23 protein-coding genes are annotated in these 20,106 nt (G+C 43.4%); 14 read left to right on the top strand and 9 right to left on the bottom strand.

Translation table 11 applies throughout. The features are described 5' to 3' along the window. Positions 1 to 25: 25 nt before the first annotated feature. The gene (locus ACQCT5_RS10110) at positions 26 to 724 is read right to left on the bottom strand and encodes a YhcN/YlaJ family sporulation lipoprotein (protein WP_499641474.1); all 699 of its coding nucleotides are present in this window, start codon (positions 722 to 724) and stop codon (positions 26 to 28) included. A 109-nt stretch (positions 725 to 833) separates the two neighbouring features. Between ACQCT5_RS10110 and ACQCT5_RS10115 the strand changes: the two genes are divergently transcribed. After that, entirely contained in the window at positions 834 to 1,112 is a 279-nt protein-coding gene (locus tag ACQCT5_RS10115; RefSeq protein ID WP_204418723.1) for a YutD family protein, read from the top strand. Between the two features lie 239 nt (positions 1,113 to 1,351). Here ACQCT5_RS10115 and ACQCT5_RS10120 read toward each other — a convergent pair whose 3' ends face one another. Both ACQCT5_RS10120 and ACQCT5_RS10125 read right to left on the bottom strand, forming a co-directional pair. Further along, positions 1,352 to 1,648 carry a cytosolic protein gene (locus ACQCT5_RS10120; RefSeq protein ID WP_499641819.1) on the bottom strand — a complete coding sequence of 99 codons (297 nt, stop codon included), beginning with the start codon at positions 1,646 to 1,648 and terminating at the stop codon, positions 1,352 to 1,354. A gap of 56 nt (positions 1,649 to 1,704) precedes the next feature. Further along, complete coding sequence (locus tag ACQCT5_RS10125; RefSeq protein WP_386641446.1) at positions 1,705 to 1,971, bottom strand: DUF3055 domain-containing protein; 267 nt, start codon at positions 1,969 to 1,971, stop codon at positions 1,705 to 1,707. 179 nt (positions 1,972 to 2,150) lie between these two features. Here ACQCT5_RS10125 and ACQCT5_RS10130 point away from each other — a divergent pair, with 179 nt between their 5' ends. The 3 genes from ACQCT5_RS10130 to ACQCT5_RS10140 all read left to right on the top strand — a co-directional run bounded on the left by ACQCT5_RS10130 (position 2,151) and on the right by ACQCT5_RS10140 (position 4,805). Further along, entirely contained in the window at positions 2,151 to 3,458 is a 1,308-nt protein-coding gene (locus tag ACQCT5_RS10130) for an EAL domain-containing protein (protein ID WP_499641477.1), read from the top strand. 27 nt (positions 3,459 to 3,485) lie between these two features. Next, positions 3,486 to 3,923: a DUF86 domain-containing protein gene (locus ACQCT5_RS10135; RefSeq protein WP_499641479.1), complete on the top strand. Its 438-nt coding sequence runs from the start codon at positions 3,486 to 3,488 to the stop codon at positions 3,921 to 3,923. A 111-nt stretch (positions 3,924 to 4,034) separates the two neighbouring features. Next, on the top strand, positions 4,035 to 4,805 hold the full coding sequence (locus ACQCT5_RS10140; RefSeq protein ID WP_499641481.1) for a TIGR01457 family HAD-type hydrolase: 771 nt from the start codon (positions 4,035 to 4,037) through the stop codon (positions 4,803 to 4,805). 45 nt (positions 4,806 to 4,850) lie between these two features. On the opposite strand, the gene ACQCT5_RS10145 is transcribed toward ACQCT5_RS10140, so the two are convergent. Beyond that, entirely contained in the window at positions 4,851 to 5,351 is a 501-nt protein-coding gene (locus ACQCT5_RS10145; RefSeq protein WP_386641135.1) for a phosphatidylglycerophosphatase A family protein, read from the bottom strand. 235 nt (positions 5,352 to 5,586) lie between these two features. Between ACQCT5_RS10145 and yutH the strand changes: the two genes are divergently transcribed. Together yutH and ACQCT5_RS10155 are read left to right on the top strand one after the other, a co-directional pair. Then, entirely contained in the window at positions 5,587 to 6,594 is a 1,008-nt protein-coding gene (gene yutH, locus ACQCT5_RS10150; RefSeq protein WP_499641483.1) for a spore coat putative kinase YutH, read from the top strand. A 116-nt stretch (positions 6,595 to 6,710) separates the two neighbouring features. Further along, positions 6,711 to 7,682 (top strand): 2-hydroxyacid dehydrogenase, encoded by a 972-nt coding sequence (locus ACQCT5_RS10155; protein WP_499641485.1) that lies wholly within the window; start codon positions 6,711 to 6,713, stop codon positions 7,680 to 7,682. 218 nt (positions 7,683 to 7,900) lie between these two features. Here ACQCT5_RS10155 and ACQCT5_RS10160 read toward each other — a convergent pair whose 3' ends face one another. After that, complete coding sequence (locus tag ACQCT5_RS10160) at positions 7,901 to 9,676, bottom strand: DUF2207 domain-containing protein (RefSeq protein WP_499641487.1); 1,776 nt, start codon at positions 9,674 to 9,676, stop codon at positions 7,901 to 7,903. Positions 9,677 to 9,874: 198 nt separating this feature from the next. Between ACQCT5_RS10160 and ACQCT5_RS10165 the strand changes: the two genes are divergently transcribed. The 3 genes from ACQCT5_RS10165 to thrB are packed head-to-tail and all read left to right on the top strand — an operon-like array spanning position 9,875 to position 13,133. Beyond that, a complete protein-coding gene (locus ACQCT5_RS10165; protein ID WP_499641489.1) occupies positions 9,875 to 11,173 on the top strand; it encodes a homoserine dehydrogenase in 1,299 nt (432 codons plus the stop codon). Continuing rightward, positions 11,170 to 12,225 carry a threonine synthase gene (thrC, locus tag ACQCT5_RS10170; RefSeq protein ID WP_499641491.1) on the top strand — a complete coding sequence of 352 codons (1,056 nt, stop codon included), beginning with the start codon at positions 11,170 to 11,172 and terminating at the stop codon, positions 12,223 to 12,225. The genes ACQCT5_RS10165 and thrC overlap by 4 nt, the downstream gene beginning before the upstream one ends. Beyond that, positions 12,222 to 13,133 carry a homoserine kinase gene (gene thrB / locus ACQCT5_RS10175; protein WP_499641493.1) on the top strand — a complete coding sequence of 304 codons (912 nt, stop codon included), beginning with the start codon at positions 12,222 to 12,224 and terminating at the stop codon, positions 13,131 to 13,133. Before thrC ends, thrB begins: the two co-directional genes overlap by 4 nt. Before the next feature lie 58 nt (positions 13,134 to 13,191). Here thrB and ACQCT5_RS10180 read toward each other — a convergent pair whose 3' ends face one another. Continuing rightward, positions 13,192 to 13,530 carry a NifU family protein gene (locus ACQCT5_RS10180; RefSeq protein ID WP_204418932.1) on the bottom strand — a complete coding sequence of 113 codons (339 nt, stop codon included), beginning with the start codon at positions 13,528 to 13,530 and terminating at the stop codon, positions 13,192 to 13,194. A 65-nt stretch (positions 13,531 to 13,595) separates the two neighbouring features. Between ACQCT5_RS10180 and ACQCT5_RS10185 the strand changes: the two genes are divergently transcribed. Continuing rightward, positions 13,596 to 13,925, top strand: coding sequence for a YuzD family protein (locus ACQCT5_RS10185; protein ID WP_499641495.1), 330 nt, complete (start codon positions 13,596 to 13,598; stop codon positions 13,923 to 13,925). 45 nt (positions 13,926 to 13,970) lie between these two features. Here ACQCT5_RS10185 and ACQCT5_RS10190 read toward each other — a convergent pair whose 3' ends face one another. Next, a complete protein-coding gene (locus tag ACQCT5_RS10190) occupies positions 13,971 to 15,038 on the bottom strand; it encodes an NAD(P)/FAD-dependent oxidoreductase (RefSeq protein WP_499641497.1) in 1,068 nt (355 codons plus the stop codon). Positions 15,039 to 15,409: 371 nt separating this feature from the next. On the opposite strand from ACQCT5_RS10190, the gene ACQCT5_RS10195 reads away from it, so the two are divergent. After that, a complete protein-coding gene (locus ACQCT5_RS10195; protein WP_499641499.1) occupies positions 15,410 to 15,646 on the top strand; it encodes a YuzB family protein in 237 nt (78 codons plus the stop codon). 32 nt (positions 15,647 to 15,678) lie between these two features. Here ACQCT5_RS10195 and ACQCT5_RS10200 read toward each other — a convergent pair whose 3' ends face one another. Then, on the bottom strand, positions 15,679 to 16,374 hold the full coding sequence (locus ACQCT5_RS10200; RefSeq protein ID WP_499641501.1) for a DUF2225 domain-containing protein: 696 nt from the start codon (positions 16,372 to 16,374) through the stop codon (positions 15,679 to 15,681). 304 nt (positions 16,375 to 16,678) lie between these two features. Here ACQCT5_RS10200 and ACQCT5_RS10205 point away from each other — a divergent pair, with 304 nt between their 5' ends. The 3 genes from ACQCT5_RS10205 (at position 16,679) to ACQCT5_RS10215 (ending at position 19,472) form a co-directional block, all read left to right on the top strand. After that, positions 16,679 to 17,911 carry a NupC/NupG family nucleoside CNT transporter gene (locus tag ACQCT5_RS10205; RefSeq protein WP_499641503.1) on the top strand — a complete coding sequence of 411 codons (1,233 nt, stop codon included), beginning with the start codon at positions 16,679 to 16,681 and terminating at the stop codon, positions 17,909 to 17,911. A 226-nt stretch (positions 17,912 to 18,137) separates the two neighbouring features. Next, positions 18,138 to 18,995, top strand: coding sequence for a diaminopimelate epimerase (dapF, locus tag ACQCT5_RS10210; RefSeq protein WP_499641505.1), 858 nt, complete (start codon positions 18,138 to 18,140; stop codon positions 18,993 to 18,995). 114 nt (positions 18,996 to 19,109) lie between these two features. After that, entirely contained in the window at positions 19,110 to 19,472 is a 363-nt protein-coding gene (locus ACQCT5_RS10215; protein ID WP_499641507.1) for a HesB/IscA family protein, read from the top strand. A 52-nt stretch (positions 19,473 to 19,524) separates the two neighbouring features. On the opposite strand, the gene ACQCT5_RS10220 is transcribed toward ACQCT5_RS10215, so the two are convergent. Continuing rightward, complete coding sequence (locus ACQCT5_RS10220; RefSeq protein ID WP_499641509.1) at positions 19,525 to 20,055, bottom strand: hypothetical protein; 531 nt, start codon at positions 20,053 to 20,055, stop codon at positions 19,525 to 19,527. Between the last annotated feature and the right edge of the window lie 51 nt (positions 20,056 to 20,106).

Below are 20,106 nucleotides of genomic sequence, written 5' to 3' on the forward strand. Positions count from 1 at the left end.
TAATGGGGCCTGACCCTTTTCACATTTATTGGTTCTTTCTCATTTTTCTTACATGCTCACTGTATTCCTGTTCGAGGTCCTCGTTTATTTCGCCTTTACCTTCCCCGTTGGCATTTTCGCCTTTGGTCAAATCCTTACCTTGAGGAGATTCGAGCATGGTATCGATTGTACTTTCAAGTATCTTATCGATGTTCGGGCTCGATACGGTCAGTGTACGGAAGCGTTCTATGTCGGCAATCATCTGTGGATTGTCTGAAACATAGACATGATAGAAGCGTGGAACAAAGGATAATCCTGTTTTGCTTACTTGGTCTGCTATCTGTTCTCTGTCCTCGCCACTTGTTTTGTAGGCGATCAGCACCTCTTCATCAGTCACAAGAGTCGCAACGTCGTCAATCTCTGGAAGCTGTACCACCATTTTTGAAATGATATTGGCCAATTCCTCATAATCGACTGCTGCGATGTTCTCATTGTATCGTTGTGAATTTTTTACAGGTGAAGCCTGCTCACGGACAAATCCGAATTTTTCATGATCTTTCGAGCGGCCGTTTCGAACGTCATACAGTTCATACTTGTCATGATGACCAGTATTCATCGGATTGCCATCTCTATCGGTATATCCACTTCGGGCCTGTCGTTCCTCAGGCGTTGTATCGAATTGGCAGGCAGTTGTAAGTGCAGCGGATAAGCCTAAAACAGAAATTAGCTTAAGCGACTTGTTCAATGGTAACACCCCCTTATCTATAGCATGACCTTTAAGAAATATTTTTGTCTTAGAAATTGATGGAGAATGGTCTATAATGTAAGTAAGAGAAGAAATGGAGGATCGGAAAATGATTTGTATAGGGAACCATTGCTATGAATTGATTGAAGAGGAAAGAAATGGGTTCAATGAAGAAGCGTTCAAAGGCAGATACATTGAGGTCCTGAATAAATACGATTATATTGTAGGGGATTGGGGCTATAATCAACTCCGTCTGCGCGGATTCTTTGAGGATCAGAACCAGAAGTCCACACACGATACAAAAATCAGTACACTTCCTGATTATATACTAGAGTATTGTAATTTCGGCTGTGCTTTCTTTGTATTGAAAAAAGTGAAAAAGGCATGAGAAAATAAAGCCCGACAGCAGATGGAAATTCTGATGTACGGGCTTTTTATTATGAATGTTCCGTTAAGCACCGCTGTTGATTTCCGCACTAGGCGCAGCGACCCAAGGGGCGTTTGTTGAGCCTCCTCGGCTTCGCCTGTGGGGTCTCAACTAAACGCAACACCCGCCGGAGTCTTCGCCTATTGCTCCAATCAACAGCTAGTATACACAAAAAATAATCTTTTTGTTTAACAAAGCCATTATGAATGTTTATTGTCTGCTGGTTCTTCCTTTTGGTCCGGATGGTCGTGTGTTGGATGTGCCCCGGGATACTTCCTTGGAAGGTCGTCATGCAGGGATTTATTTTCATAATTAAACGCACTATAATAACGCTGGCCCTCTTCCCAGGGAGTACTTTTATTTTCTACAGGAGTATTTTTCCCTCGGGGGGAGCCATAAGGTCCTTCAGGCAGCGTCTCAGGAATCAAATAGTTGTGCGAGTTTTCCACATTTATAAAATCACTGTATTGTTCCTTGTCTTTTTTACTCAAGTCCATCATCCCTTTTCATGAAGTTTTTCTTAGCTTTACCAACATGGAAGGGATTATGATGACTAAACTACTTCGTACAAGAAAGACCGTAATTCTTCCGCCTCATCTTCAGGCAACTGGTAGGCATGCTCGATATAACCGGGCTCATCGAGGTCATCACTGCCGATAATCGCAAAACGGTTGCTCTGAATGTTAAGAACAAGGCTTTTGCCATAATAGCGATCCGATTTGACAATTGCAAGATCAAAGCGGGTATGTTCCCCCATAAAGCTGACAAACCTTGTTTTTGTTTCCACCATATCATCATATAGAAAAAATCTATCTGCCATCTTTGCTTCCTCCTAAATGTAACGATTGTTATACTTTTTCTAGTATAACAAATACAAACGCTTTCTTGTTATAAGTTATTTCTTATTCTGCTTTTGAAAATGGGACAATTTTCTTATTTTTTATGATAAAATAAGAAAAAACACCAGAAGTATTAACGATGGAAGAAGGGAGCCACTTCATGGGGCGAAGCTGGAATCATATACAGAACTTCTATAGAAAAAAAGGCTCACATCTTGTTAAATTCGTGCTTCCATCCAAATATTTGCGTTACTATCCGCCCGTTTACATCCTTAGAAACCCGATTGAGGAGCGTGTCAAATATACGTTGAAGAAAGGCTTTCAAGTAGCAGTCATTTCTTTTTATTTCCATAGCCTCGATCAGATCATCACGAAAGTTGGAAGACGTAAGTTTAACCGTTGCCGTGAAATTGTAAAGGAAAGACTTCAAAAGGCAGTAGACCAGATATTTCCCAGCGATCAAATTGTGTGTTTGCATGATCAATACAGCGATGGGATCTCTTTATTGATTCGAGTGGACGAGCATGCTTACAACACTGCAGATCTAGCGGAGAAGCTCACCCTTGTTAAGAGGGCAATGGAGCAGAAGCGCTATCGACTGTTGGAGAATAAAAACCTGATGCTCGAATACGGTTATGTGTTTCTCCAGCCTGATCGCTATTCCTTGTCTGAATGTATGCTCCGAGCGCATCTCCAGGCCATGGCGATGGCTGAGAAGCAGGATAAGCTGCAATATCATCAGTTGTTATTCACCATGAATCAGATAATCGCCTTTAAGCAAATCACTTTATTGGCACAACCGATTATCGATGTATCCAATGGTGGAATCAAAGCGTGGGAGCTGCTGACCCGGGGACCTAAACAATCGCAGATGGAAAATCCCCTGCAGCTGTTCTCGATTGCCAAGCAAACGAACACTTTATTTGATTTGGAAATGATCATTCTCGAGAAAGCTTTTCTGCTTATCTATCAATGCCAGATGAAAGAGGCAGTTTTTATCAATTTCACCCCTACCACTTTAAATGAAGTAGAGCTCCTTGAAGAAGTGCAAGCTCTTATGAGAAAATATCCGGAGATAAATCCGAAGAATATCGCGATTGAAATAACTGAACAGGACTCTACGGACGGGTTGATGCAATTTGAAGAAAATATTGCCGCCTTAAGGGATCTTGGCTTTCAGATTGCGGTGGATGATACGGGTGCAGGATATGCAAGCTTACATACGATCAGCAGGATCATGCCGGATATCATCAAGATTGACCGATCTGTCATAAAGGATATCGATACGAGTCTTGTCAAAGAGAAAATGCTGCAGGGACTGCTCATGATTGCCAATGAAACCGGCTCTGTTGTTGTAGCCGAAGGCATTGAAAAGCAGGAGGAAGTGCACATACTATCGAAGCATAAAGTCGATCTGGCGCAAGGTTATTTCTATGCAAAACCTAAGCTTCTCCATCCAATCACATAAAAATTTCAGCATAAAGGGGATGTTTGTATGTACTTTGTCGACCGAGAAAAGATGGAAAAAACACTCGCTTATATAGAAGAAAACATGACGATTTTTTCCAATCATCCAACATGGGATACACCAGTGGAACTTAAAGCTCTTGAACGGATAATGGTGTCTGTGATCGAAGGGATATTGGACGTGGGCAACGCGATGATAGATGGATTTATCATGCGCGATCCTGGCAGCTATGAGGACATCATAGATATTCTAGAGGATGAAAAGGTGGTTTCCACTTCCTTGGCTGAACAGCTGAAGGTTCTCGTACGATTGCGCAAGGTGCTTGTCCAGGAATACCTCGACATTGACCATCAGAATTTAAAGAATAAGCTATCCGAAGGGAAAGACGCGGTTCTGTCCTTCTGTCCATCTGTCCGTCATTACCTGGAGAATGAACTTGGGCCAGTTTCGGCTTTTAAAAAATAGTACAAACGCTTTCTTTCGGGAAAGCGTTTTTTGCATTTTATTAAATCAATGGATTATGCTAACATGAACTAGTCAATTATATATAAGCATAAAAAGTGGAGCGTGAAATAGATGAAAAAGTACCAAGGCTATCTAATCGATTTAGATGGAACCATGTATCGCGGTAAAGAAAAAATAGAAGAGGCGAGCGATTTTGTTCAGCATCTCTATGACAAGAAAATACCGTACTTGTTTGTAACAAATAATTCTTCCAGAACACCTCAACAGGTGGCACAAAAGCTGAGAGACTTCGGAATCCCCACTTTGGATGAACAAGTTTTTACCACCAGCAATGCAACAGCCAATTACATTTACGAGTATAAGGCTGATGCAAAAATCTATGTGATCGGGGAAGAAGGCATTCGCACAGCACTGACTGAAAAAGGGTTTGAGCTTGTAGATGAAAATGCGGATGTAGTGGTAAGTGGCATCGACCGCACCATCTCTTATGAGAAACTCGCACTAGGGGCAATCAATATCCGCAACGGTGCAAGATTCATCTCCACTAATGGAGATATCGCCATTCCAACCGAACGTGGACTTCTTCCGGGTAACGGATCGTTGACTTCGGTGTTGACGGTTTCCACCGAAACTCAGCCGACCTTCATTGGAAAGCCTGAAAAAGTAATCATGGAGCAGGCTTTGAAGGTACTTGGAATTGTGCCGGAAGAAACACTGATGGTTGGAGACAACTATCATACAGATATCAAGGCCGGCATGAATGCGGGAATGGATACGCTTCTTGTTCATACAGGCGTGACCACGAAAGCACATCTGGAAACATATCAGGAGAAACCGACGTATACGGTCGATTCCTTAAAAGATTGGATTCAATATTTATAAAAAATACTGGCGTCCCCATTAAACAGGGAACGCCAGTATTTTTTGTTATTCCGTATTCGCTGCACGGTGTGCCAACCGGCTCGATGCTGCAGCTGCGATTGCCCCTACAATGTCATCCAGAAATGTATGCACCTTACCAGAGCTCTTGTCATTTAGGGTACCAAGTATCCCAGGCTTCTGCTTATCAATATAGCCGTAGTTGGTAAAGCCGATGGAACCATAGACGTTCACAATGGACAAAGCCAATACTTCATCCACTCCATATAATCCCTCATCCTGCTGGAGGATTCGTAATAGAGGTTCTTGAATCTGCCCCTGTTCTGCAAGTATATCCAATTCAATTCCCGTCAATATGGTATTTTGGACTTCACGCTTGGCAAGCACTCGATCGATATTTTCCAGGCATTCCGATTTCTCCAGGGCGGGATGGTATTTCGATTGCAGAAAATAAACGAGATCTGCAATGTCATCCATGGTAACTCCACGTTCCTCCAAGAGTTTTCTAGCCTTTCTTTCTACTTCATCCATTTCCTTGAAATTCTTCATGCGCTCACCCATCTTTTATAATATAGTGAAAAATGATTTCTTTTAGGGCAATCACTCTTAGGAGAAAATGTTTCCCCCTATACAGTACCCAGATTCATTTGATTAATATACATAATTGCCTAGAAAGGAAAACTTATACTTTTTGGGGAATCCTTACGTGAAATTAAACAACTTAACAAGTTTTCTTTCTTATCCTCATATATTTAGGTTACGAGAGAGAAGGAGGGAGCAAAAGTTGAAGCAGACAATCTATGAACATTATGAATTGAGGGTGGAAAGAAAACAAAAGGTACGACACTATGATGCTTTCTGGGCGAATCGAGTGATGTACATTTTAGTGCCGGTTGGTCATCTTGAGGAGGCCGAGATAGAAGAGCTGCAAAAGCTGAGTGAGTATATGATACGCACCCATCAGGATATATATGTTAGTTCTTTTGTGAAAAATAAAAGTGAATCCTACACAACGGAAATAGAAGGCAGGAAAATGGCACTATTCCGCATGCCTTATGATTATAGCTCCAGAAAACTGGTCGTTGGAAAGGAACTTGCACTCTTTCATCTAAACGGCAGAAGCTTCCCCGCTAAAGTGACATCCATCAATCGTATCGGGCAATGGAAAAGCCTTTGGGTAAAGCGGATTGATCAGATGGAACATTTTTTCCGCGAAAAAGTAAGAAGCAATCCGGTTGATCTCTTTGATACGTTGTTTGTTGAATCTTTTCCCTATTATATGGGGCTGACAGAGAATGCCATTCAATATTTGGTGGATACGGAGCTTGACGATAGTCCGATGATAAATGACGCAGCCACTTTGTGTCACCACAGGTTCACCAACTTGACCTGGCAGCAGTCCCAATGGATGAAGCTCCCTACCGACTGGATATTCGACCATGCTGCACGTGATCTTTCCGAATGGATCCGGGCTGAATGCAGGAAAGGTCCTGACATGAATCCAGGTCATATTCAAACTTTCTTAAGAGACTATGAAAGAGTATCTCCCCTCTCCAGCTTTTCATGGAGGCTCCTGTATGCCCGGCTTGTTTTCCCAATCCATTATTTCGAATGTGTAGAGGATTATTATACGAGCGGGCCTGTTGCGGATAAAAAATGGCATGAAGACCGGCTCCGAGGCATTCTGCAATCTTCTGACACGTATGAACAAGTGTTGGGCAATTTCTATGAACTGGCAGGTGTACCAGCCAAAACATACGGTATTCCTGAATTGGAATGGGTGAAAAGATAACAAAGTAAAGATGGTTATTTTCTCTATATAGGTATGTAAGAATAGGAAAAACAGTGATAAAATACTTACTATTCACACCATTCATTCAACCCTATATACAACAAGGAGTGTAGCAAATGTCCAAGCCGTACGTATTTATCACAAGAAAGATTTCGGAGGAGGTACTGACTCCTCTTAAACAAATAGCAGATGTCCAAATGTGGAACAGTGAAAGCGAAGCAGTCCCTAGGGAAGTGCTGTTAAACGAAGGGAAAAAGGCGGATGCACTCTTGACGATGCTTTCCGATTCGGTGGATGAGGAATTGCTAGAGAATGCACCAAAACTGAAGGTGGTCGCCAACTTGGCGGTCGGCTATGACAATATCAATTTGGAAGCTGCGGCACGGAACGAAGTCATCGTTTGCAATACACCGGATGTGCTGACCGAGACGACCGCAGATCTGACATTCGGGCTTATGCTCTCAGCGGCAAGAAGATTGACTGAAGCCAATCTCTTTGTAAAAGAGGGACAATGGAAAAGCTGGAGTCCATATCTGCTTGCAGGAACGGATGTGCACCATAAAACAATTGGTATTGTTGGAATGGGAAGCATCGGGTCAGCAGTCGCAAGAAGAGCGAAAGGGTTCGGGATGGAAATCCTCTATCACAACCGAAGCAGGCATGCTGCAGCGGAGAATGAACTCGGAGCAAAGTACAAGTCTTTTGAAGAACTGCTTGATGGTTCTGACTTCGTGGTATGCTTGACTCCTCTCACAGAAGAAACGAAGCATCTCTTTGACGCAGATGCATTTAAGCGCATGAAATCCTCCGCAATCTTCGTCAACGTGGGAAGAGGCCAGGTCGTGGATGAAGAAGCGTTGATTCACGCATTGGAGCAGAAAGAAATAGCAGGAGCAGGTCTCGATGTCTTCTACAAAGAACCGATTGGCGCGGACCACCCGCTGCTCCAGTTCCCACAGGTAGTCGCACTGCCTCATATCGGCAGTGCAAGCGTGGAAACACGCACCATCATGATGGAACTATGCCGAGATAACATCCTCGCTGTACTCGAAGGTAGAAAAGCGAAGAGTGTGGTTGGCGGGAGATAATTGAACAAAGAGGGGCCTGACCCTCGCCGCGTTAACGCAATAACGCAGCGGGGGTCAGGCCCCTTTTGCTGTTTGTTTTGAAACCCTTACTGCCCTCATTTTAGCGGAGTGAGGGAATCAAAGAGATGGAATGATACCCCCATCCCCGTGTTTGTAGCGGAGTGAGGGAATCAAAGAGACCCCATTACCTCGCTTTTCACTGAGTGATAATCAGTGGGTTAGAATCCGCCAGACCCACCGCCGCCTCCACCAGCACCACTTCCTCCGCCAGCACCTGCACCGCCCCCGCTGTCACTTGTTGTGCTTGCTGCTGCTTTGCGGCTTGCAGAATGAAAACTGGATGAGGTGGCATTCCCGATCAATAATAGAGTGGTGACATCCATACCAGAATATGCAGGGCTGACGTAATGTGATCTGTCTATTGGTATTTGGAAACCGGATACGAACCTTTCATTTTTCTTTTGCATCGATTTTTCGTTAATACCTAGTGCATAGATGAAGGCGCGCATTTTCTGGTCCTCCGTCCAGGAGTCCCAGGCCTTTTGGGACAAGGAGGAAAACCGCTGTTTTAACTGTCTCCATTCCAACAAAATAGTATAGCCTTTGGCCGTTTTAGGATGATAGGCAATTGCATAGAGAATGGTTGCAACGAACAATACAAGTGTGATGAAGAAAGCAGGAAACAGGTCATAGATCGGGAACAGGAATAAAAATGGAACCAGGAGGATACTGGAGAGCCCAACTGCAATTCTGTACCCCTCTTTTTTATCATAGAGTCCCTGTTCCTTCACTTCTTCCCTGATGGCCTGTGTCCACATGGATTGATATTTTGTGAATTCCTCATGATTCTTCTTGTTTTTCATGTAGCTGTTCAGATCGTCGATGCTGAACTCATTATGGGAACCCATTTTGTCAAAAAGCCAGGTGATAAGGATTTCTTGATGCTTCAGCGGCACGTCACGTTCTATTGCAAGAAATCTCTCATTGGATAGCTTTTTTACATATCCGAGTCTGACCAGATCGAGCAACCCGGCAGCAATAGCTTGGCCCGGCAGCTGGTGATGGGTGAACAAAATAGTGGCAGGCATGCTGAGACGCAGCTTTGGTGTGCAAGAAAGAGATGCGATTTCCCTGTTCGCTGAGTCTCTGGTATTCCTTCCTTTTATCATTGCTGCCACGATAAGTATTCCCAAAATGAAAGAGAATAGAAGTAATAGAATATAGCTAGTAGACGAAAGAATCTCACGCACCTTTTCGGTTTGGAGCGCCTCGTTGATTCCTTCCTCTTTTGCTGATACTATCTTTTCCTTCATCGGATCACTACCACTTAATGGAGCGGAAGGGAACAGTTTTGCATCATAGGCTACCCGGATATCACCGTTTTCATGGCTTGGCACATAACCAAGTTCAAAGTGAACCTTCCCTTCCGAATCGAGCTTTTCTGTCCCAAACGCTTCGTCGTAACCAAATGCGATAGCTTCGCTTGTGGGAGAAGGCGGATAGACAGTTGCGGAAAAGCTTTCATAGTCGGTTTCATTGCTCTCATCGAAAAAAGGCCAATAGAATTCCGCCACGTCAGGATAAACATCAACGCCTTGCAATATTTCGTACGTAATGAGAACGGTAAAAGTCTCCGTGTCGCCACCGCGATAAATGCGGTAAAGATTGTCTTCCTGCTCCAATTTAAGCAACACTTCATTTTCTCTGGCCTCGAGATTTCTTATCTGAGTGCCTCTTTTTGGAATGATGGTCCTTGTGATCCCCTTAAACTCTCCCTCAAACGTATACGTATGGGCTTCATAGACTTTTACATTACCATTCTCCTGGAGGTAAGCATCTATCTGTACGTCATTGATCTGGAACTCCACTGCAAGAGCCTGAGTGGGAAGCAATAACAGACTAAGTAATAAGATTGGGATTAAAAAGTAGTTGAATTTCATATCCTCCACCTCGTTTCTACTAGTTAATACGTCATCCGCGATAAAAGGTTTCATCCGGCATCATCTGCTTATAAGAATTTTCAAAAAAAATATCCCTTACTCTCCCAGCAGGTAAAACGCTTACAAGCAAAAACCGCCTAAATTTTCCCCTTGTCAGCCACTTAAAAGCACTCTATAATGTCCATTATATAAAAACAAATGTACACACTGAAAACACAAAAGGGCTTGACCCTCAAAAGGGAGTAGATTTGATTGAAGGAGATTTCATTGGGATTGCTTGGTTTAGGGACTGTTGGCTGTGGGGTCGTGAAGATTGTGGAGAATCATCAGGACAAACTGATGCATCAAGTAGGCTGTGCGGTGAAGGTAAAAAAAGCGTTGGTAAAGGATTTACATAAGGAGCGGCTGGTGGATCTAGATGAAAAGCTGTTAACCTTGCATGCCGAAGAGGTGCTTGAGGATCCCGAGATTGATGTGGTGATCGAGGTGATGGGTGGAGTGGAAGAGGCGAGACATTACATTCTGAGAGCATTGAAAAATCGGAAACATGTGGTGACTGCCAATAAGGACCTGATGGCTGTCTATGGTTCGGAGCTTTTGGCCGTAGCAGCAGAGAACAATTGCGACCTTTTCTATGAAGCAAGCGTTGCTGGTGGCATCCCAATCCTGCGCAGTCTGGTGGATGGGCTTTCGTCTGACCGGATTACGAAAATGATGGGGATTGTGAACGGGACGACCAACTTCATCCTGACAAAAATGAACAATGACGGTTCCTCCTATGAAGAGGTGCTTCAACAGGCACAGGCTCTTGGATTTGCGGAGGCAGATCCTACATCCGATGTGGAGGGGATTGATGCTGCAAGGAAGATGGCGATACTTGCTACTCTCGGTTTTTCAATGAATATCGAACTGAAGGATGTACAGGTAAAAGGAATATCGGCCATCTCTGAAGAGGATCTGGAATACAGCAAAAAGCTTGGCTACACAATGAAACTGATCGGGATTGCACACCGCGAAAACGAGAAAGTGGAGGTGAGCGTGGGACCGACGCTTCTGCCACAAGATCACCCGCTGGCAAGTGTGCAAAATGAATACAATGCAGTATATGTGTATGGAGAGGCAGTGGGGGAGACGATGTTCTATGGACCTGGTGCAGGCAGTCTCCCAACAGCAACAGCAGTCGTATCAGATCTGGTAGGCGTCATGAAGAATATGAGGCTTGGAGTAAACGGAAAGAGTATGGTAACACCGCAGTTCCAAAAGACGCTGAAAGAAAAGGATGAAGTACAGGCAAAGCATTTCCTTCGTGTCCATGTGAAGGATGAAGTGGGTGTGCTCTCCCATATTACTAACCTTTTTTCCAATAAAGAAGTTAGCTTTGAAAAGATCCTGCAGCTGCCTCTGAAAGAAGAATCATTGGCTGAAGTGGTGGTTGTCACGCATCACACTTCCTTGCAGAGATATGAGGATCTGCTGGAGGAACTTTCAGGTATGCCGATGGTTCAGGAAATCAAAAGCAGCTATCGAGTGGAGGGAGAAGTGCTGGTATGAGATGGAACGGATTAATAGCCAACTATGGAAGATTTCTCCCTGTGAGCGAGAAAACCCCTAATGTGAGTCTTCATGAGGGGCACACACCACTTTTGTTTTTAGAGAACCTCTCTAACCAATTGGATATAGAACTTTATGTAAAAGTCGAGGGAGCGAATCCAACAGGTTCTTTTAAAGATAGAGGGATGGCCCTGGCCGTTGCAAAAGCGAAGGAGGAAGGAAGCAACACCATCGTCTGTGCTTCAACTGGAAATACATCCGCTTCTGCTGCAGCCTATGCAGCAAGAGCGGGTATGAGATGTGTTGTCGTGATTCCGGACGGTAAAATAGCACAAGGTAAATTGGCGCAGGCGGTCATGTATGGAGCCGAGGTCTACTCGATAAAAGGGAACTTTGATGAAGCCCTGCAGCTTGTCAGAAGATTGTCGGAGGAATTGCCAATCACACTTGTGAACTCTCTTAATCCATACCGGATCGAGGGGCAGAAAACAGCAGCGTTCGAGGTGTGCGATCAACTGGGAAAGGCGCCTGATGTACTGGCATTACCAGTGGGGAATGCCGGAAACATTACAGCCTATTGGAAAGGATTTAAAGAGTACAATCAGCAGTTTCAAACTGGTCTTCCTGAAATGAGGGGATTTGAGGCGGAAGGTGCAGCAGCAATTGTGAAGAATAGCATAATTCCTGATCCAGAGACGATAGCTACTGCCATTCGTATCGGAAATCCTGCAAGCTGGAAACATGCAGTGAGGGCTGCGGAAGAATCAAAAGGCAAGATTGATTTTGTCACAGATGAAGAGATGATTTTGGCGTATAGGCTGCTTGCCAAAAGGGAAGGAATCTTTGCAGAACCGGCTTCAAGTGCTTCCTTGGCAGGTATCATGAAGCATCTGCAGCAAAAGGATCTGGAAAAAGGGAAAAGGGTCGTAGCGGTATTAACAGGCAATGGCTTGAAGGATCCAGTTACTGCAACAGAGCATGCCAATGTGAAGGTGAAGAATCTGGAGGACTACAAGCAGCTGGTAGCATCCTTTGAAGGTGTGTCTGTATGAAGGAGTATAAGAATGGATATGTCATAAAGGTTCCAGGCAGCTCTGCCAATCTTGGCCCTGGGTTCGACTCGATAGGACTGGCAGTATCAAAGTATGTAACACTTTTCGTGCAATATGCAAAAGAGTGGCGATTCACCTCAGTCCCTCCATTATTGCTGGATGATGAGGATAATCTGCTGCGAACTGTTTGTATGGAGCTGGAGAGGCTCTGGGAACTGAAAGCACCACCTGTTCATGTTCATATTATGAGTGAAATACCGATGGCACGTGGATTGGGCAGCAGTGCAGCAGCCATTGTAGGAGCCATTGAGGTCATGAACATCATATGTGGAAAAAATCTGACGCCGGATGAAAAGCTTCAACTCGCAGCCAGGTTTGAGGGACATGCCGATAATGTCGCTGCCTCTCTCTATGGGGGGCTCGTCGTATCGACCTTTCGAAATGGAAACTTTGAGTATATTAAGTTACCGGTACCGAATATGGAATTGGTGGTAGTGGTGCCGAATTTTGAAGCAAAGACAAGTGAATCCAGGCAACTTTTGCCGAATGTGCTTCCATTCAAAGAAGCTGTGCTTGGAAGCAGTCATGCGAATGTACTCCTCGCCGGCCTGTTGATGCAGGACTGGGAGCTGGCGGGAAAAATGATGGAAAGTGATGTGTTCCATGAGCCTTACCGGTTGAAATTGTTTCCGCAGCTCTCCACCGTGCGGGAGAAGGCTAAAAAAGCGGGAGCCTTCGGGGTGAGCATCAGTGGAGCCGGCCCGACCATCATCTGCTTTTGCGAGCGTGGGTTAGGACGGAGTGTACAAGAGAAACTGCAGGGAGAATATCCTGAATTTGCCGTGGATTTTTTGGATATCAGCAGCGTTGGAAGCGAGGTCCACTCCAATCATTTTACATGTGTATAAAACATCAAAAAAAACCGGGAGCGGCTATCGCCATCCCGGTTTCGATTTATAGGCTGTATTAAAATACCTGTTCTACTTCCACGATGCCTGGAACTTCTTCAAGAAGTGCGCGTTCGATACCAGCTTTTAGCGTGATAGTTGAACTTGGGCAAGAACCGCAAGCTCCCAATAGACGAAGCTTTACAATTCCATCCTCCACATCTACAAGCTCGCAGTCTCCTCCGTCACGAAGAAGAAATGGACGCAATTTATCTAATACTTCCTGTACTTGTTCAATTTGTTCATTGATTTCTGGGTTAGACATATTTATCGCTCCTTTCCATACCATATTTATATTATATAGCGAATGCACCAAAAAATCTATTGCCTTGCACTGGGTGTTTTTAGGAATTCGAATTAATTTTATGAAAAAGTAAGCGGTTTACGGTAAAATGAAAGAAAAAGAGTCATGGAGGCCGAGTCATGTCCAAACAGGCAGTAGAAATAAGCGTATATGGGGCAGAAGTGCTTTGTCCAAGTTGTGTAAACCTGCCATCATCCAAAGAAACCTATGAATGGCTGCAGGCGGCAGTCGCAAGAAAATTTCCTGATCAGCCCTTCACCATTTCCTATATAGATATTTTTAAAACGGAAACCTGTGAGGAAGAGAAGAAGGCATTTGCAAGCCGTGTGGTCGAGGAGGACATGTTTTACCCTGTTGTAGTCATCAATGGTGAAATAGTGGGGGAAGGGAATCCAAAGCTGAAAACCGTTTATGCGGAAATGGAGAAATACGGTTACATTGCTTCATAATAAAAATGCGTGAATGAGGGAGTTGCTCATTCACGCATTTTTTTATTAACCATTATGATATTTATACATCCATAGAATTCCAGACTTTAACAGTCGGGCTACCCTTCCAGTAAGCGGGCGTTCGTTCACAAGGCCGAAACCATGCTTTTTTCCAAGTGAGCCGAGAACTCCTTTTAATTTGATTGGAGGGAATTCCTCTGGAGGAGCTTCGCCATTCCAACGCTTTACCAGTACCTGGACGATCTGTTCGGCTTGTCCCTCTGCCAGCTGGGCACTAGGCGCATGCGGAAGGCTGGCACAGTCACCCACTACATATACATGTTCATTGCCTGGGATATTGTGCTGTTTCGTTAAGACTACACGTCCTTGATTATCTTTTTCGACATCCAGTTCACGAACAACCTTATTCGGCTGAATTCCTGCTGTCCATACGATAGCATCGCAGTGTACAGGTTCATCGTGGTTGTAAAGCGTTTTTTCCTCCACTCGGGTAATATTGGAACAGTTGATTACTTCCACCCCGTGTGTCTCAAACCAATTCTGCACATATTGACTTAAACGCTCAGGAAAGCTGGAAAGAATGATGTTTCCTCTATCGAATAGTTTAATGGTCAAATCGGGACGGCTTTCATGAAGTTCACTTGCAATTTCCACGCCGCTCAAGCCTCCGCCGACAATTGCCACCACTTTGTTAGCTGCTAAGTCGTTTAGTGCCTGATAAGCTTTTCTAGAATTGTTGATGGTTTGGATGCTGAAGGTATGCTCCTTGGCCCCTGGAATGTTGTGATATTTATCCTCACAGCCAAGACCAATAATAAGATCATCATATGAGAGAGTACTTTGGTCCTCAAAATGAATCGTTTTGTTTTCCATATCGACACCAGTAACTTCACCATATTTAACAGAGAGCTTGTGATGCTCCGGGAAAGTCACGCGAACATGGTGATCTGAAATGGTTCCTGCAGCAAGTGCATAGAATTCAGTTTTTAAGCTGTGGTAGGGAGCACGATCCACTAGCACAATTTCCGTATCTTCAGGTAACTGATTCGGAAGGAGACGATGCAAAATACGCATTCCTCCGTAACCTCCGCCAAGCACAACAAGTTTTTTCATAGCAGCTAAACTCCTTTTCAAGCTCGTATCTATTCTTATTAATATAATTTCTAGTAATCTAGGAAAATTATGTGAAATAACGCACATGTGATAACCCGTTTGCGCTTTCAAACTTCAATGTGTATGTCACGTTTAAATAAAATACCATTAAAAGTATATCGAAATTATGACAAAATAACAACATTCTTTCACAAAATACTTATATTAATGACTGTTGAAAATGTAGGGAATATGTAGATGATTAGCTAAAATTATACAGTTGAAAAAGGGGTATGGATTAGTGTGCATGAATAGTGTTGCAGCTGAAATCAAAATATTGACGTTATAAGGAAAAAAAGGTAGCATGAAGGTGCAATAGAGGGGTGAAAAAGGTGAAACCAATCATAGAGTTTTGTATCAGTAACTTAGCCAGCGGATCTCAAAAAGCACGTGAAGTGCTGGAGAAGGATCCAAACCTGGATATAGTGGAATATGGTTGCCTCGGGTACTGTGGGAAATGTTTTGATTCTCTATTTGCTCTTGTAAATGGGGACGTTGTTACTGGCGACACACCTGAGCAGCTCGTAGATAACATCTATCAATACTTGGAAGAGAATCCAATGTTTTAAAAAATCAGCACATCTGTAGCGTGCTGATTTTTTTATGCTTGCATAAATAACTGTTTTTGTGCGGATCTGATTTCATACCAACGATCTCGGGATTTCTCCACCAATCTCACTTGGGTGTCCTTGTCTTTGTGCTGAAGGACAAGCTGAAAATAACGGATCGCTTGTCTTGTATTTCCTAGGCGCGTGTGCAGTTCTCCTATTAAATAGAGCAATTTAATCTCGCTCATGCTTGTCTGCGCGAAATCACCGTTTGAGTAGGAACGTTCAAACTGATCTGCTGCCAGCTTCAGAAAACGCAACTCCTGCACTTCGTTTTTTTCCACCGTCCGGTACAACCATGCCAACCTCAAATACATACCTGACATCACAATGGAAGCTTCGTTTTTTATTATTCCTGAATAGATACCTAATTTATAGGTGTTGATTGCAGTATTAACCGATCTGATTTCCCCATAACTTTTTTTCTGCCAGTGTTTCTGTATCTTGTTTCTAATCGCATTCAACGTGCCTGGCGGAAAGTGTGAACTGAATTCTTCAGTCATGGAATAGCCACAGTTTGGACAAACACTTACATAATAGAGCAAAGGATTTGTTTCCAGTGAATCATAGACGGAACAAAAATCCGTGTCATGTGAAATAGGGCGGATGAAGCGAGATTTCACTTTTTTTGTTGTGTACGCATGGTCACATATGCTGCATGTATGATTTCGGTTGAATAATCGCTCCAATACCAACACATCCTTTGTTAAAAATACTACCCTCATACTTCAAAAGTACCACAAAACTTCCGAGAGGGAAAGACGGACATGAATCTTTATGCCTATGTAACGCTATAGTTTCTTTTTGGACTTCATACATTATTTTTTTAATAGTGGGTAATTTAATTAGGAATAGTCGACGTTTTAAAGTCATGTAACAAATTTACAAAAAAAAGTTCTTTCAAACGCTTTCATTTCGTAGTAAAGTGTTATTGTGATAGTTAGATGTCTGACGACAAACAACTTGCAGAAATTTCTAATAGAGGTGAATATTATGAATAATGTCCTTTGGGGATTAATGGGGATTGCAGTAATTTTTGCTATTGCATTTCTTCTTTCAGAAAACAAACGCAGAATCAGCATCCGTACTATTCTAGGCGGCCTTGCGATTCAATTACTCTTTGCGTTTATCGTACTTAAGTGGGAGTTGGGAAGAGAGGCATTTCTTGGCCTGACCAACTACGTACAAAATATCATCACTTATGCAAACGACGGTATTTCTTTCCTTTTCGGGCCTGTTTTAGGGAACCCTGGAGAAGCAACTGGTTTTGTTTTTGCATTCCATGTATTAACCATCATTATTTTCTTCTCGGCATTAATTTCTGTACTTTATTACCTTGGCATCATGCAAATCGTTATCAGATTCCTTGGTGGTGGATTGGCGAAGCTTTTAGGGACAAGTCAAACGGAATCCCTTTCAGCATCAGCTAACATTTTCGTTGGACAAACGGAAGCGCCTTTAGTAATTCGTCCATATATCAAGTCGATGACAAAGTCTGAGCTATTTGCTGTAATGACAGGTGGATTGGCTTCTGTTGCCGGTTCTGTTCTTTTTGGATATGCAGCTCTAGGAATTCCTTTGGAGTACCTTCTAGCAGCTAGCTTCATGGCAGCTCCTGGTGGACTGATCATGGCTAAAATGCTGATTCCTGAAACAGAAGAGGCAAAAACACCAACCAAGGCGGAAATCGAGGAGGCTGAAGACGAAAAGCCGACAAACGTAATCGATGCTGCTGCCCGCGGTGCATCCGATGGATTAAAGCTTGCATTAAACGTTGGTGCGATGTTGCTTGCGTTCATTGCATTGATTTCTCTGATTAACGGAATGTTAGGTGGAATTGGTGGATGGTTCGGAGCTGAAAACTTTACTCTGGACTTCATTTTAGGCTACTTGTTTGCACCATTGGCTTTCATTATTGGTATTCCTTGGAGCGAAGCAATCGCTGCGGGTAACCTAATTGGTCAAAAGCTTGTATTAAATGAATTCGTTGCATACTCCACTTTTGCAGCGCAGCTTGATATGTTCAGCGGAAAATCCATTGCGGTAATCTCTTTTGCACTTTGTGGATTCGCGAACCTTTCTTCCCTGGCAATCCTTCTAGGTGGATTAGGAAGCCTTGCTCCTAGCCGTCGCCCGGATATCGCAAAATTAGGTTTCCGTGCAATCATTGCAGGTACACTTTCCAACCTGTTAAGTGCTGCAATTGCAGGTATGTTCATTCTATAAAATAAATGTTTATAAGCTCACCCGTCATTTTATGGCGTGTGGGCTTTTTTTGTGGGTAAAGGGACCAGTCTAAAAACAAGAAAAACCCATATTATCGTGTCTCCTTCTTGGAAACATTCGATACATGAGTTTTTCATATAAAACGGGGGATGTTTCTATTGTGTTCCAAGTTTTATGTATTTATACTTGTAGGAAATAATAATTTTACTTGGAGGATATTTCACACATGCGCTCCTTTCAATTTACCAAAATGCACGGATTAGGAAACAACTATATATATGTCAATATGTTTGAGGAAGCCTTGAAAGAAGAAGACCTGTCAGCCATCGCGATCCAGGCGGCGAATGTTCATACCGGAATCGGTTCAGACGGATTGATTCTGATATGTCCTTCAGACGTTGCTCCGGTGAAAATGAGGATATTCAATAATGATGGGTCGGAAGGGAAAAACTGCGGTAATGGACTTCGTTGTGTTGCAAAGTATGCGTATGAGCATGGTCTAGTACAAAAAGAAACCTTTGAAATAGAGACTTTATCTGGATTGGTGGAAGCGGAAGTCGAACCAGAGGATGGAAAGATCCACATTGTAACAGTTGATATGGGAGCGCCCCGTTTGGCGACCGAAGAAATCCCGATTCTTGTGGAAAAACAAGATAGAATAGTGAACGAACCATTCAAGGTAGGGGAAGAGACCTATCACATCACAACAGTATCCATGGGCAATCCCCATGTGATTTTTTATCTGGATGATATTCATGATGCTCCGCTTACGACACTAGGTCCGATTGTAGAGAAGGACCCACGATTTCCTGAGGGCGTGAATGTCGAGTTTGTGGAAGTGGTAGCCGAGGATGAACTTCATTTTCGAGTATGGGAACGTGGATCCGGTATCACACAGGCGTGTGGAACAGGAGCATGTGCTGCGGTGGTGGCTTCTGTCCTGAATGAAAAGACGGATAGAAATAGAGAGACCACTGTACATTTGGCAGGTGGCGACCTGTTTATTACTTGGACAACAGAGGGTGCTGTTAAAATGCGCGGACCTGCTGAAACCATTTGTACAGGGACTTTCTTTTATAAATAACAAAAGGGATACCAATATGCATATACTATAGAAAAGCTGTTAAATTGAGGGAATCGGTTATAACAGGTATAATAGAACCTATAAGAGTGGAAATTTGTTTAGGAGGTGTCAATAATGAAAGATATCATCACTATTACAGAAGCGGCGGCTTTTCAAATAAAAGATATGATGAAGGATTACGGAAGCGATGACGTATTCCTGCGTGTTGGAGTAAAGGGGGGAGGCTGCAGCGGCCTTTCCTACGGTATGGGCTTTGAAGAGGAAAAAGGCGAGAAGGATATCGAGCTAGAGCAGCACGGCATCAGAATCCTGATTGATGACGAAAGCAAACCGATCCTTCAGGACGTCAAAATCGACTTCAAGCAATCCATGATGGGCGGCGGATTCACCATCGACAACCCGAACGCCATTGCAAACTGTGGATGTGGCTCTTCGTTCCGTACAGCTACGGAAGCTGGAAAGCCGGAGGAGTGCTAGAAGAACAGAAAAGCTCTTTAGCGGATTTATGTCGCTAAAGAGCTTTTTTACTTTATTTTGCTGATTTCCATCTATAAAAGAAGCATCCTCCTAAAAAAAGCACTACACCCAATGATCCCACGACAAGATTTTGAGTGGAAGGGGAGTTTGCTGCTGCATCACCGGATTTTGTAGGGATCGTTCCTTCCCCAAGCTCGTTAAGATCTTCATGTGCATAGGCTAATTCTGCTGTTCTGGAGCACAAATAGGTAGTGTACTTACCATCTTCCTGATAGGCATATACGATATATTCTTTTCCGGTTTCAAAATTGACTCCGCAGCCAGCCGAGTCAATGGCGGTATGAACAGTTGTTTCTTTGGAATCCATTCCTTTCCACGATTCTTTCACACTAATTTTGGCTATTAGCGTACTGTCATCTGTTTTGACTTCGATCACTTTTCCGGAGAAAACAGCATCCGATTTTTCCAATTCCGCTAACGGAGTACCGGGTGGCAAGCAGGAGCAGGCGTAGGTTGAAGAGGAAAAAGGTAGAGAGAAAAGACTGATCAGTAAGAAAAGAAAGCCGATTTTTAGCAATTTCATAAGTTTTTCACCTCAACTTGTTATAGTTAATAAGTTTGACGTGAGAAGGAG

Source organism: Sutcliffiella halmapala (assembly GCF_050107295.1).
GTDB lineage: Bacteria > Bacillota > Bacilli > Bacillales > Bacillaceae_I > Sutcliffiella_A > Sutcliffiella_A halmapala_A.